This is a genomic window from Streptomyces sp. NPDC008139, assembly GCF_042957025.1.
Lineage (GTDB): Bacteria > Actinomycetota > Actinomycetes > Streptomycetales > Streptomycetaceae > Actinacidiphila.
The window spans coordinates 66,624-79,805 of the sequence record NZ_JBIBHM010000008.1 but is presented as its reverse complement, the minus strand read 5'-3'; the positions used below and the strand labels follow the sequence as shown (position 1 = coordinate 79,805).

General features: G+C 71.3%; 11 protein-coding genes. 4 read left to right on the top strand and 7 right to left on the bottom strand.

Features of this window, described 5'->3' with window-relative positions; all coding sequences use genetic code 11:
• Nucleotides 1-18: 18 nt before the first annotated feature.
• On the bottom strand, nucleotides 19-1,407 hold the full coding sequence (locus ACFZBB_RS18230) for a D-alanyl-D-alanine carboxypeptidase family protein (protein WP_391123946.1): 1,389 nt from the start codon (nucleotides 1,405-1,407) through the stop codon (nucleotides 19-21).
• A gap of 146 nt (nucleotides 1,408-1,553) precedes the next feature.
• On the opposite strand from ACFZBB_RS18230, the gene ACFZBB_RS18225 reads away from it, so the two are divergent.
• Nucleotides 1,554-1,892, top strand: coding sequence for an SCO4848 family membrane protein (locus ACFZBB_RS18225; RefSeq protein WP_391123419.1), 339 nt, complete (start codon nucleotides 1,554-1,556; stop codon nucleotides 1,890-1,892).
• Here ACFZBB_RS18225 and ACFZBB_RS18220 read toward each other — a convergent pair.
• The 4 genes from ACFZBB_RS18220 to ACFZBB_RS18205 form a co-directional block, all read right to left on the bottom strand.
• Nucleotides 1,843-2,676: a TetR family transcriptional regulator gene (locus ACFZBB_RS18220; RefSeq protein ID WP_391123416.1), complete on the bottom strand. Its 834-nt coding sequence runs from the start codon at nucleotides 2,674-2,676 to the stop codon at nucleotides 1,843-1,845. The genes ACFZBB_RS18225 and ACFZBB_RS18220 overlap by 50 nt on opposite strands.
• Nucleotides 2,677-2,686: 10 nt before the next feature.
• Nucleotides 2,687-3,418 carry a DCC1-like thiol-disulfide oxidoreductase family protein gene (locus ACFZBB_RS18215; RefSeq protein ID WP_391123413.1) on the bottom strand — a complete coding sequence of 244 codons (732 nt, stop codon included), beginning with the start codon at nucleotides 3,416-3,418 and terminating at the stop codon, nucleotides 2,687-2,689.
• 1 nt (nucleotide 3,419) lies between these two features.
• Entirely contained in the window at nucleotides 3,420-3,839 is a 420-nt protein-coding gene (locus tag ACFZBB_RS18210; RefSeq protein WP_391123410.1) for a hypothetical protein, read from the bottom strand.
• Nucleotides 3,840-4,015: 176 nt separating this feature from the next.
• Nucleotides 4,016-6,694 (bottom strand): MMPL family transporter, encoded by a 2,679-nt coding sequence (locus ACFZBB_RS18205; RefSeq protein ID WP_391123407.1) that lies wholly within the window; start codon nucleotides 6,692-6,694, stop codon nucleotides 4,016-4,018.
• A 254-nt stretch (nucleotides 6,695-6,948) separates the two neighbouring features.
• Between ACFZBB_RS18205 and ACFZBB_RS18200 the strand changes: the two genes are divergently transcribed.
• The 3 genes from ACFZBB_RS18200 to ACFZBB_RS18190 all read left to right on the top strand — a co-directional run bounded on the left by ACFZBB_RS18200 (nucleotide 6,949) and on the right by ACFZBB_RS18190 (nucleotide 10,508).
• Complete coding sequence (locus ACFZBB_RS18200) at nucleotides 6,949-7,683, top strand: response regulator (protein ID WP_391123404.1); 735 nt, start codon at nucleotides 6,949-6,951, stop codon at nucleotides 7,681-7,683.
• Complete coding sequence (locus ACFZBB_RS18195) at nucleotides 7,680-9,287, top strand: ATP-binding protein (protein ID WP_391123401.1); 1,608 nt, start codon at nucleotides 7,680-7,682, stop codon at nucleotides 9,285-9,287. Before ACFZBB_RS18200 ends, ACFZBB_RS18195 begins: the two co-directional genes overlap by 4 nt.
• A 378-nt stretch (nucleotides 9,288-9,665) precedes the next feature.
• Complete coding sequence (locus ACFZBB_RS18190; protein WP_391123398.1) at nucleotides 9,666-10,508, top strand: carboxymuconolactone decarboxylase family protein; 843 nt, start codon at nucleotides 9,666-9,668, stop codon at nucleotides 10,506-10,508.
• 115 nt (nucleotides 10,509-10,623) lie between these two features.
• Here the strand turns inward: ACFZBB_RS18190 and ACFZBB_RS18185 are convergent, their stop codons facing one another.
• Complete coding sequence (locus tag ACFZBB_RS18185; protein WP_355336872.1) at nucleotides 10,624-11,397, bottom strand: succinate dehydrogenase iron-sulfur subunit; 774 nt, start codon at nucleotides 11,395-11,397, stop codon at nucleotides 10,624-10,626.
• The gene (gene sdhA, locus ACFZBB_RS18180) at nucleotides 11,397-13,151 is read right to left on the bottom strand and encodes a succinate dehydrogenase flavoprotein subunit (RefSeq protein ID WP_391123395.1); all 1,755 of its coding nucleotides are present in this window, start codon (nucleotides 13,149-13,151) and stop codon (nucleotides 11,397-11,399) included. Before sdhA ends, ACFZBB_RS18185 begins: the two co-directional genes overlap by 1 nt.
• Nucleotides 13,152-13,182 lie beyond the last annotated feature (31 nt).

Sequence of the window (13,182 nt, the reverse complement as noted above, 5' to 3'; positions counted from 1 at the left end):
CGCGGGCCCCGGAGTCGGTCAGCCCTTCCGGCGCCGGGAGCGGCGGTCGGGACCGGAAGCCGGACCGGACGCCTGACCGGAGTCAGGGCCAGGACCCGAAGCCCGATCAGGCTCAGGACCATGGTCAGGACCCCCACCGGCCGGGGACGGCAGCGGGCGGAGCTTCCGTACCACGATGAACGCCACGGCCAGGACGAGCAGGGAACCGGCGGCGACGCCCAGCGCCGTCCACAGGCCGTCGTGGGAGGAACCGGCCGTGGCGGAGGCGGTGGCCGGTCCCTTGTCGCCCTCGGGCGCCTTCGTCGTGGCGGTCGGCGGCGGCAGTTCGCTCAGCGGCGGGACCAGCGTGCCCACCGGCTTGGCCGTAGGGGCGGCCTTGAAGCCCCAGTCCAGCAGCGAGGCGGCCTCGCGGTAGACCAGGTCGTGCTCGGCCTTCGGCGTCATGACGGTGACCAGCAGCGTACGGCCGTCACGCTGCGCGACCCCGGTGAAGGTGGCGCCCGCGTTGGTGGTGTTGCCGTTCTTGACGCCCGCGATGCCGGGGTAACGGGACAGGCCGTAGTCGCCGCTGAGCAGCCGGTTGGTGTTCTGGATGCCGAACGACTCGCGCTTCTTGGTCGTCTTGCCGGTCTTCTTGTCCTTGTCGACCTTCCACTCGCCGGGGAACTGCGCGCTCACCGTCGAGCAGTACTCGCGGAAGTCGGCGTTCCGGAGCCCCGAGCGGGCGAAGAGCGTGAGGTCGTACGCGCTGCTGACCTGCCCGCGCTCGTCGTAGCCGTCGGGCGTGACCACATGCGTGTCGGCCGCCTGCAACTCCTTGGCCTGCGCGTTCATGTCGGCGACGGTCTTGGCGACGCCGCCGTTCATGGCGGACAGCACGTGCACCGCGTCGTTGCCCGAGCGCAGGAAGACACCGAGCCACAGGTCGTGGACGGTGTAGGCCAGATTCTCCTTGATGCCGACGAGGCTGCTGCCCTCGCCCATGCCCTGGAGGTCGCTCGGCAGCACCTTGCGCACGGTGTTCTTCGGGAACTTCGGCAGCACCGTGTCCGCGAACAGCATCTTCAGGGTGCTGGCCGGGGGGAGCCGCCAGTGCGCGTTGTGCGCGGCGTAGATCTCGCCGGTCTTGGCGTCCGCCACGATCCAGGACTTCGCCGTCAGCCTCGCGGGCAGCGCGGGCGCGCCCGGCGCGAGGTCCACCTGTGTGCCCGGCACGCCCAGCCGGTCGCCGCCCACCGTGGACATGTGCTCGGGCGGTCTCGGCGCGGGCTTGGTGTCGGCGGCCGGAGCCGCGCTCGCGGCCCCCGTCAGTACGGTGCCGCTGAGCAGCGCGGCGACGGCGGACACGGCGAGAACGGCCAGGGCGGAACGGTGCGGCGCGGTGCGGCGCGCGGCGGTCGTAGGCATGGGCACCCGAGGAAACGTACATGTCCTGTCCTGGCCGCCGCGCCCCCGGGTGCGGGCCGTCCGCCGTGACGATCCGCACGTCCCGCGCAGGGAACCGGCCACCCCCGTCGGCCCTCCTACCGGGGGACCCGCACATACTGGGACGCATGAAGCTCAGTCGGCGCGTGTCCTGGTTCCTGGTCGCTTTCGGTGTGTGGTCGTGGATCGTCTGGGTCACCTTTGTCAAGAATTTGTGGAAGGACACCAGCGGTCTGGCCTTCCACGACGGCGACCACGGATCGCCCACCGCCTACTTCTGGATCCACCTCACGCTCGCGATCGTCTCCTTCCTCCTCGGCACCGCCATCGCGGCCCTCGGCGCGCGGAGCCTGCGGGCGCTGCGCCGCGAGGCGGCGGAGGCCGGTCCGGCCGACCCGGCGCAAGAGCCCGCCCCGACTAGCCCGGCTGCCCCGGCTGATCAGGAGTCGGCCGACTCGAGGGTGTGACCGCGGTGCGCCCGATCGTCGGGAGGATGAAGTCCTGGATGAGGGACTTGGCGTCGCGGACGACGGGGCGGAAGACCCGGTAGCGGGACAGGCCGATGACGCGGGCCGCCACGGGTGTGGAGCGATGCACGAACTCGCGGGTCCGCGCGGTGCCGGGGGTGCGGTCGAAGACCCAGTAGAGGACGACGACCATGAGGTGCAGCCAGAGCAGTTCGGGGAGCAGCTCGGCGAGTTCGGTGTCGAGCTTGGGGGCGAGGTCGGAGCCGGACAGCACGTCGCGGAAGAGTTCGACGGCGGTGGCGCGGGCCGGGTGCGACTCGTTCGAGAACGGGCTGAGCGAGCTGTCCGGGTCGGCGGCCGTGCGGAAGAACTGGGCGGCGAATTCGTGGTATTCGGCCGCGGTGTCCAGCCAGGACGCGAGCGTGATCTCCAGGCGCTCCGCGAAGTCCGTCACCCCGCGCATGCGCACCCGGGCGTCGGCCGCGTGGTCGTGCGTCATCCGGTCGTAGAACCCCTGGATCAGGAATTCCTTGGACTGGAAGTAGTAGTAGGCGTTCCCGACCGAGACCCCCGCCTCCTGGGCGATGGCGCGCATCGTGGTCTTGTCGTAGCCGCGCTCGCGGAACAGCCGCATCGCGGTCTCCAGGATCACCGCGCGGGTCTGCTCGCTCTTGCCGGTCTTGGGCCGGGCCCGGCCGCCGGGCAGTTCCTCGCCCAGGCCGGGGCCCGGCTCCGCCGCCGGACCCGTGGCCGCGGGCTCCGGCTGGTCTGTCACGTGCTCCACCCGGGTGAGCCTATCCGTCGCCCGCACAGCCGTCGGCGCAGTCCTCGCCCCGGCCGCGCGGCGGGTCGGCCGACGGTGCGGCCGGCGGTACGGACGGCGGCTCGGCCGGAGTGCCCGGGCCGCTCTGCGTCCAGCCGCCGTTCCCGTCGTACGACCAGCCGGGTCCGGCCTCCCGCTCGTGCCGGAAGGATTCGCTCTGCGTCCAGCCGGTCGCCTTGTCGTAGGTCCAGCCGGGTACGGACCTGACCGGCGCGGGGCCGGGCGCCCCCGCCGCGTTGCGCTTGGGGAACCAGGTCGGGGCCGCGGCCGAACGCCGCTTGCTCTCGCGGTACTTGGCCGCGGTCAGCACCGCCGCGCGGGCGAGCCTGCGGCCCGCCGGGGTGGCCAGGGTGTGCGAGAAGGCGCGGTGGTCGGCGAGCGCCCACAGGCACACCACCCAGGCGGAGTCGCCCCGGTAGAGCTGGCCCGCGTCGCCCACGACGGTGATCTCGCGCCCGGTCGCCGCGTGGTCGAGGCCGGGGAAGCGGTGCATGGCCTCGGGCGAGCCGACCGGCACCATGTCGAGCTTGACGAGCTGCCGCTGCCGGACGAGCCAGTCCCGTACGAAGGCGCACAGCCGGCAGGCGGGGTCGTACAGCACGGTGAGCCGCCGTACGGGCGGGCGGGGCGCCCGCGCCACGGGCCGCGCCGTCGTCGGCCGGTCGGGCCGCGCGGTCACCGCGCTCTGCGTGAGGCGCGTCATGTCACACCCCGGCCGGGGCCGGACCGCTCGGCTTCGTCCAGCCGTCGCTGTCCACCGGCGGGTACTGCTCGCGCTCCATCAGCCCGCGCCGCCGGATCTTGTTGAGCACGTAGACGTTGCCGAGGTGCATCACGCCGAGCACCAGCAGCACGACGCCGAGCTTGACCGACAGCGCCTCGAACAGGCCGCGCGCGTTGTCGACGGCGTCGGCCGACTTCAGGTAGAGGGCGACGAAGCCGAGGTTCACCAGATAGAAGCCGACCACCAGGAGGTGGTTGACGGCGTCGGCGAGCTTCTCGTCGCCGTGCAGCACGTCGGCGAGGAAGATCCGGCCGTTGCTGCTGAGGGTGCGGGCCACCCAGACGGTCAGGCCGATACTGACGGCCAGATAGATCACATACGCGAGGACGGTCAGGTCCATAGCGGGTCCACCCCTTGTTTGAACGTGTTCAAACCTACCGACGCGACGACTCTAGACCCGGTTTTGAACATGTTCAAGGTCGGTGCTCCGGGCATACGGAAGGGCCCGGCTCCGAAGGTTCGGAACCGGGCCCTGACGACAGGCGCCGCCGGGGAAGCGGCGGCGCCCGGCCGCGGTCAGTCCTGCGAATAACTCAGCTCCAGGTCGACGTCACCGTCCCCCTCGCCGCCGTCGTCCGGGACCCGGACGGTGGCGGGGAAGGGTGGATAGCCCATGGTCAGCAGGGTGTACCGGCCGGAGTAGAGATTGCCGAAGGCGTACGAGCCGTCCTTGCCGGTCCGCGTCTCGGCCACCTCGTGGCCGTCCGCGTCGTGCAGCACGACCCGCGCGTCCTCGACCGGCTGGCCGTCCGCGCGCCGCACCGTACCGGTCAGCGCACCCGTCCCCGTGAGGCGGAGATCACAGTCCACCGGGCGGTCGGAGGCCAGCACGCTCGCCGTCTGCGGGTGGTGTCCCGGCGCGCTGGCGACCAGGACGTACGAACCCGCGCGCGGCGTCGGAAGCAGGAAGGCGCCCTCGTCGTCCGCCGCCGCGCGGCCCACCTGACGGCCGTCCGCCGCGATCAGCGTCAGCTCCGAGCGCGGCACCGGCAGCCCGGCGGCGCCCGTGACCCGGCCGCGTACGGCGGGCCCGGAGACGATGTCCGTACCGGACCCGGCGGCCATCAGCGTGCCCGTCGGCGCGCCTCCCGCAGGGGCGTCGTCCTCGGCCGGCTCCACCGCCAGGTGCGGCAGCCGCTTGTCCAGCCACGCGGGCAGCCACCAGTTGGAGGTGCCGAACATGTGCATCAGCGACGGCACCAGCACCGTCCGCAGGATGAACGCGTCCAGCGCGACCGCGCCCGCCAGGCCGATGCCGAACATCGCCAGCACCCGCTCGCCGCTGAGCACGAAGGCGCCGAAGACGCAGATCATGATGACCGCCGCCGAGTTGATCACCCGGCTGGTCTCGGCGAGCCCGACCCGTACCGCCCGCGCGTTGTCCTTGGTGTGCACCCACTCCTCGTGCATCCGGCTGACCAGGAAGACCTGGTAGTCCATCGACAGGCCGAAGAGCAGCGACAGCATGATGACCGGCAGGAAGGCGTCGATCGGCCCCTCGCGCCCGGCCAGCGAACCGCCCCAGCCCCACTGGAAGCACGCCACCAGCACCCCGAAGGAGGCCGCCGCCGCGATCAGGTTCATCGCGGCGGCCGTCAGCGGCACCACCAGGCTGCGGAAGGCGACCAGCAGGAGCAGGAAGCCCAGGACGATGATCACGCCGATGAACAGCGGCAGCTTGTTGAACAGAACCGTCGCGAAGTCCTCGAAGATCGCCGTCTGGCCGCCGACGTACGCCCGCATCGTGCTGCCCCGCTCGGCGGCCGGGACGACGTCGTCGCGCAGGTGGTCGATCAGGTCGGAGGTCGCCTTGTCCTGCGGCGAGGTGGTCGGCACCGCCTGGATGAACGCCACCTTGTCGCCCGGTTTCATCGGCAGGGCGGCGGCGTACGCGATGCCGTCGGTGTCCCTCAACGTCGTGACCAGGCCGTTCAGCGCGGTCCTGTCCGCGCCGGTCGGCACCTCGGCGAGGATCGTCAACGGCCCGTTGAAACCGGGGCCGAAGCCGTCCGCGAGCATGTCGTACGCCTTGCGGGTGGTGGTCGTCGTCGGGTTGTTGCCCTGGTCGGAGGAGCCCAGGCGCAGGCCGAGCGCCGGGATCGCCAAGGTGGCCATCACGGCCACCGCCGCCACCGCGAGCACGCGCGGGTGCCGCTGGAGGAACGACGACCAGCGCGCCGCCGCGCCCGTCGCGACCTCCGGCTGCGGTCCCTCGGCCGCCAGCGCGCGGCGCTGCCTGCGGCTGAGCACCCGCATGCCCAACAGGCCGAGCAGCGCGGGCAGCAGCGTCATCGCGGCGGCGACCGTGATGACGACGGTCAGCGCCGCCGCGACGGCCACACCGTCGAGGAAGGTCAGCCGCAGCGTGAACATGCCCAGCAGCGCGATGCAGACCGTGCCGCCCGCGAACAGCACGGCCCGGCCCGAGGTGTTGAGCGCGGTGACCGCCGCGTCCTCGGGGCTCTTCCCGCGCAGGATCCCCTTGCGGTGCCGGGTCACGATGAACAGCGCGTAGTCGATGCCGACGCCCAGACCCACCAGCGTCGCGAGCTGCGGCGAGAAGTCCGCCACGTCCATGCCGTGGCTGAGGATGATGATCGCCGACGACGAGATGCCGATGCCGAACAGCGCCGTCACGATCGGCAGCAGCATCCCGAACAGCGAACCCAGCGCCAGGAACAGCACCACGGCCGCCGCCGCGATGCCGACGCCCTCGGCGAGGCCCGGCAGCGGCTGCTCCGCCTGCGCGGGCTTGTTGCCGCCGACCTCGACCCTCAGGCCCTTGGCCGCCGCGTGGTGCGCGGTGTCGATCAGCTTCTGCGCCTGGTCGTTGGAGAGGTCACCGCCGAGCTTGGTGTACGTCACCGTCGCGTACGCCGTACGGCCGTCCTTGCTGATCTGCGCCGCGCCCGCCGGGTCGTACGGGCTGACGACCTGCCCGACGTCCTTCTGCTTGGCGATCTCCGCCAGCGCCGGGTCGAGCCGCGCCCGTACCGAAGCGTCGCGCACCGTACCCGAGTCGACGTGCCACACCACCGTGTCGGCCTCGCCGGACCGCTCGGGCACCACCTGGTCCATCAGGTCCAGGACCTTGGTGGACTCGGTGCCCTTGAGCGAGAACGCGTTGGAGTAGCCGCTGCCGAGCGCGTTGCCCACCGCGCCGACGCACAGCAGCGCCGCCAGCCAGAACGACATCACCAGCCATTTGTGCCGAAAACACCATCGAGCCACAACGGCCACGACCACATCCCCCATCAACGAGCGTTTCACGACCGACGAGTTGACCAACGAGCCCCGCGCGCCGACCGACGGGACTCGCGGACTGACCAACGAGCCTCTTCAGCCTCCGTGGCTGTCGCTCCGACCGCCAAGCCGATCCGGCTTCTCTCAAGGAACTCCAAAGTTCCGGCCGGGGCAGGGCCGCGGGGGGAGTGCGGATACTGGTGGGCATGGACGCCACCGTGCTCATCGTGGAGGACGAACCGGGGATCGCGGACATCCTGCGCATCACCCTGAAATACAACGGCTTCACGGTGCACAGTGCCGCGACCGGGCGCGAGGCGCTGGCCGCCGCGCGCGAACACCGGCCCGACCTCGTACTGCTCGACGTGATGCTGCCGGACGGCAGCGGCTGGGAGGTCTGCCGCGCGCTGCGCCAGGAACGCGCCGCCGAGACCGACGCCGACGACCTCGCCGTCATCTTCGTCACCGCGCGGGACGCCCCGCGCGACGTGGTCGCCGGGCTCGCGCTCGGCGGCGACGACTACATCACCAAGCCGTTCGGCGTCGACGAGGTGGTGGCCCGCGTGCACGCGGTGCTGCGCCGCACCCGGCGCCGCGAGGGCGCCGACGGGCGCGTCCTGCGCCACGGCGACCTGGAGATGGACGAGGCCACGTACTCCGTCCGCAGGTGCGGGCAGCCCGTCGAGCTGACGCCCACCGAGTACAACCTGCTGCGGCACCTGCTGCGCAACGCCGGGCGGATCGTCACCAAGGAGCAACTGCTCCAGCACGTCTGGCAGTACGACACGGCCGTCTCGTCCACGGTCGTCGAGACGTACATCTCGTATCTGCGGCGCAAGCTCGACCGGCTCGGGCCGCCGCTGATCGAGACCCGGCGGGGGATCGGATACGGGCTGCGCGCGGCGGAACCGGGCGCCGCCGCGGCCGGGGGAGCGGTGTGAAGGTGAACAAGTGCGGCCTGTGGCCCCGCCCGCACTCGCTGCGCGGGCGCTTCACGATCGCCAACGTGACCTTTCTCGCGGTCGGCCTGCTGCTCGCGGCCTGCGCGAGCATCGCCGCCACGTACATGGTGCTGGTCGGCGAGATCGACGACTCGCTGAAGGGCTCGCAGTCCTCGCTCGCCAAGACCTCGATCGACGCGGACATGGTGCGGCGGCTCTGCCAGCTCGCCGACCTCCTGCAGAGCGGGCAGGGTGGGCAGAACGGGGGCGGCGGGCAGGGGAGTTCGGCGATCGCGGTGGCGTTCCAGCAGGATCTCTTCGTCATGCTCGACCGGCACGGCGAGCCCGCCGCCGTCTGCCAGGACGGCACCATTCCGGTCAGCTCCGAGCAGCGGCGGCTCGCCGAGGCGATCCCCGACCCGGCGGGGCTGGTCCGCAGCGGCGGCGCGAAGACCGTGAAGACCGGCTCGATGGAGTACCGGGTGGTCGCGATCCGGCTCTCCGACGGCACCATCGTGGTCAAGGGCATACGGCTCAGCGGCGTCAAGCACGCGATCGGCAATCTGCTGATCGTCGAATCGGTCGTCGGCGTGGTGCTGCTCGCGCTGCTCGCCACCGGCTCGCTGACCGCGGCCAGGCGGCGGCTGAGCCCGCTGGAGGACATGGTGGAGACCGCGTCCGCCATCGCCGGGGGCGACCTCGGGCGGCGGATCGGCACCGCGCGGCACGGCTCCAGTGAGGTCGAACAGCTCAGCGGCGCGCTCAACGCGATGCTCCAGCAGATCGAGACCGCCGTGACCGAAAGCGAGCGCGCCACCACACAGTTGCGTCGATTTCTGGCCGACGCCTCGCACGAACTGCGCACCCCGCTGGCGTCGGTGCGCGGCTATCTCCAGCTCTACGAGAAGGGCATGCTCGACGCCGACGAGAAGGAGCGGGCGCTGAGCCGGGTCAGCTCCGAGGCGCTGCGGATGAGCCGTCTGGTCGACGAACTCCTCGCGCTGGCCAGGCTCGACGACCGGCCCGCGCTGCCGCACGGCGCCGTCGACCTGTCCCGGCTGGTCCGCGACGCCGCCGCCGACCTGGCCGCGCAGCAGCCGGAACGGCCGCTGACGCTGATGGTGCCCGACTGCCGCGGCGACGGCGGACCGCTGCCCGAAGTCCTCGGCGACGAGGCCGCGTTGCGGCAGGTCGTGGGCAATCTGCTGAGCAATGTGCGGGTGCACACCCCGGCCCGCTCCCCGGTCGGCGTCGAAGTCGCCGCGCGTGGCGAGAAACTGCTCTTGCGGATCACCGATTCGGGTCCCGGAATGAGCGAGCGGGACGCGGCCCGAGTCTTCGACCGGTTCTTCCGCGCCGACGCAGGACGCGCCCGCGACAGCGGCGGCGCGGGCCTCGGCATGGCCATCGTGCATGCCGTCGTCCAGGCGCACCACGGCACGGTCGCGCTGGAGACGGCGCCCGGCCGCGGCCTCACGGTCTGCGTGACGCTGCCGACGGTGGGCGCGGGCACGGCGGTCGGCGAGGACCCGGCGGCGGACGCGGCGAGGGGCCAGGAGACGGTGGTCACCGGTGCGAAGTCCACTGTCCCCGCCGCTACTTGACCAAACCTATGACAAACGGAAACCCGTACAACCCCTGTGCGACATCGGCCGTCCAACTCCCCACAACGAAGCACCACTTGAGGTGACGGGGAGACAGCGGCGCGGATACGTACGCCGTCGGCCGTCGATCGCCGCCGGGTCGACGTCGAACTCACCGAGGCGGGGCGGCAGGCGTGGCTCGGGGCGCTGGAGTTCCAGGGCCAGGAGGAGCGCCGGCTGCTGGGCGTGTTGACCCCGGCCGAACGGCGCACACTCTCCGACCTGCTGCGGCGGGTGATGCTGGCGGCCGAGGGGAACGGGGACGGCGGTTGCGACTCCACGGGCTGAGCTGGCGTGGGACTTGCGCTGGAGTCGACTCCAACCCCTAGCGTCGTCGTCATGACCCACGCAGACGGCTCCGACCCCACCGACCGCGCCGAATCCGCTCCTGCCGACGACCGTTACGAGCGCGGACTGGCCGCCCTCCGCATGGTCACCGGCGACGAGCGCCCGGCCCTGCTCGACTCGGTCGCGGAGATCGCCCCCGACCTGGCCCGGATGACCATCGAGTTCGGCTACGGCGACATATGGTCACGCCCCGGCCTCACCCCGCGGCAGCGGCAGCTCGCCACCGTCGCCGCGCTCGCCGCCCTCGGCAACGCCGCCCCGCAGCTCCGCTTCCACATCGCCGGAGCGCTCAACGTCGGCTGCACCCGGCGCGAGATCGTCGAGACCTTCATCCACACCACCGTCTACGCCGGTTTCCCCGCCGCGCTCAACGCCCTCGGCGCCGCCCGCGAGGTCTTCGCGGACCACCCGGCCGACGACGACCCCGTGGTCAAGGAACCGGTCGACGGCGGCCGTTACGAACGCGGCCTGGACGCCCTGCGCACGGTCGACGGCCCCGACGGCGTCCGCGTCGTGGCCACCCTCGACGACATCGCCCCCGACCTCGGCCGCTACATCGTCGAGCACGTCTTCGGCGACATCTACTGCCGCACCGGCCTCGACCTCGTCACCCGCGAACTCCTCGCCATCGCCATCTGCACCGCCCTCGGCACCGCCGCCCCCCAACTCCGCATCCACATCCGCGCCTTCCTCCGCCTCGGCGGCACCCGCACCGAAGTCGTCGAAACCCTCACCCAAATGGCCGGCTACGCCGGTTTCCCCGCCGCCCTCAACGGCGTCACGGCAGCCCGCGAGATCTTCACCGAGCACGACGCGGCCGGGACCGCGGGCTAGACCACGCGAAGGGGTCCGCGAAGGGGTCCGCGAAAGGGACCGCGTCCAGGCACGCGAAAGGGCCCGCCCGTGGCCGGAGGTGGCCGGTCGGGGCGGGCCCTTGGGGGCGCGGGGGTCAGAAGCGGCGGGTGATCAGGGCGCGCTTGACCTCCTGGATCGCCTTCGTCACCTCGATGCCGCGCGGGCACGCGTCGGTGCAGTTGAAGGTGGTGCGGCAGCGCCAGACGCCGTCCTTGTCGTTCAGGATCTCCAGGCGCTGCTCACCCGCCTCGTCGCGGGAGTCGAAGATGAAACGGTGGGCGTTGACGATGGCCGCGGGGCCGAAGTACTGGCCGTCGTTCCAGAAGACCGGGCAGGACGACGTGCACGCGGCGCACAGGATGCACTTGGTGGTGTCGTCGAAGCGCTCACGGTCCTCGGCGGACTGAAGGCGCTCACGGGTCGGCTCGTTGCCCTTGGTGATCAGGAAGGGCATCACATCGCGGTACGCCTGGAAGAACGGGTCCATGTCGACCACGAGGTCCTTCAGCACGGTCAGGCCCTTGATCGCCTCGACCGTGATCGGCTTGTCCGGGTTGATGTCCTTGATCAGCGTCTTGCACGCCAGCCGGTTCTTGCCGTTGATCCGCATGGCGTCGGACCCGCAGATGCCGTGCGCGCACGAGCGGCGGAAGGTCAGCGAGCCGTCGATCTCCCACTTGACCTTGTGCAGCGCGTCCAGGACGCGCTCCTTCGGGTCGATGGCCAACTGGTAGTCGACCCACTCCGCGTCCGCCGCGACCTCCGGGTTGAACCGGCGGATCCGCAGCGTGATCGTGATCAGGTGTGCGTCGGTCACCTCGGCGGCGTCGAGGGCCGCCGAGTGCTTGTCGAGCGTCGGGGTGCTCATCAGTACTTACGCTCCATCGGCTGGTAGCGGGTCTGCACGACCGGCTTGTAGTCGAGGCGGATCGACTCGACGCCGGTCGCGTCCACCTCGCGGTAGGCCATCGTGTGCCGCATGAAGTTGACGTCGTCGCGGTTCGGGTAGTCCTCGCGGTAGTGACCGCCGCGCGACTCCTTGCGGGCGAGCGCGGAGACCGCCATGACCTCGGCCAGGTCGAGCAGATTGCCCAGCTCGACGGCCTCCAGCAGGTCGGTGTTGAACCGCTTGCCCTTGTCCTGGATCGCCACGTTCAGATAGCGCTCGCGCAGCTCGCCGATCTTCTCGACGGCCGTCTTGATGGTCTGCTCGGTGCGGAACACCATCACGTTGGCGTCCATGCACTCCTGCAACTCCGTGCGGATCACCGAGACCCGCTCGGTGCCGGTGGACGCGCGCAGTCGCTCCACCTGCGCCTCGACCAGCGACGCCGGGTCGTCGGGCAGCGGCGCGTAGTCGTGCGCGTGCGCGTACTCGGCGGCGGCGATGCCGGAACGGCGGCCGAAGACGTTGATGTCCAGCAGCGAGTTGGTGCCCAGCCGGTTCGCGCCGTGCACCGACACGCACGCGACCTCACCGGCCGCGTAGAGGCCCGGCACGACGGTGCTGTTGTCGCTCAGCACCTCGCCCTGCACGTTGGTCGGGATACCGCCCATCGCGTAGTGCGCGGTCGGCTGGATCGGGATCGGGTCGGTGTACGGCTCGATGCCCAGGTACGTCCGCGCGAACTCGGTGATGTCCGGCAGCTTCGCGTCGAGCTGCTCCGGCGGCAGGTGCGTGAGGTCGAGGTAGACGTGGTCGCCCTCGGGGCCGCAGCCGCGGCCCTCACGGATCTCGGTGTAGATCGCGCGGGAGACGACGTCACGCGAGGCGAGGTCCTTCATGACCGGCGCGTACTTCTCCATGAAGCGCTCGCCGTCCTTGTTGCGGAGGATGCCGCCCTCACCGCGGGCGCCCTCCGTCAGCAGGATGCCCATCCGCCAGATGCCCGTCGGGTGGAACTGGAAGAACTCCATGTCCTCCAGCGGCAGCCCGCGCCGGTACACCGCGGCCTGGCCGTCACCGGTCAGGGTGTGCGCGTTCGACGTCACCTTGAAGAACTTGCCGGTGCCGCCCGACGCGTAGATCACGGCCTTCGCCTGGAAGACGTGGATCTCGCCGGTGGCCAGTTCGTACGCGACCACGCCCGCGGAGCGCTTGACGCCGTCGACCTCGACCAGGAGCTGGTCCAGGACGTAGAACTCGTTGAAGAACTCCACGCCCTCCTTGACGCAGTTCTGGTACAGCGTCTGGAGGATCATGTGGCCGGTGCGGTCCGCGGCGTAGCAGGCGCGGCGCACCGCGGCCTCGCCGTGGTTACGGGTGTGGCCGCCGAAGCGGCGCTGGTCGATCCGGCCCTCGGGCGTCCGGTTGAACGGCAGGCCCATCTTCTCCAGATCGAGGACCGCGTCGATGGCCTCCTTCGCCAGGATCTCGGCGGCGTCCTGGTCGACCAGGTAGTCGCCGCCCTTGATCGTGTCGAAGGTGTGCCACTCCCAGTTGTCCTCCTCGACGTTCGCGAGGGCGGCGGCCATGCCGCCCTGGGCGGCGCCGGTGTGGGAGCGGGTCGGGTACAGCTTGGTCAGAACGGCGGTGCGGCTGCGCTTGGTGGCCTCGATGGCCGCGCGCATGCCGGCGCCGCCCGCGCCGACGATGACGGTGTCGTACTTGTGGATCTGCATGGGGGTCGCTTCCCTGTTCCAGCCCTGGCTC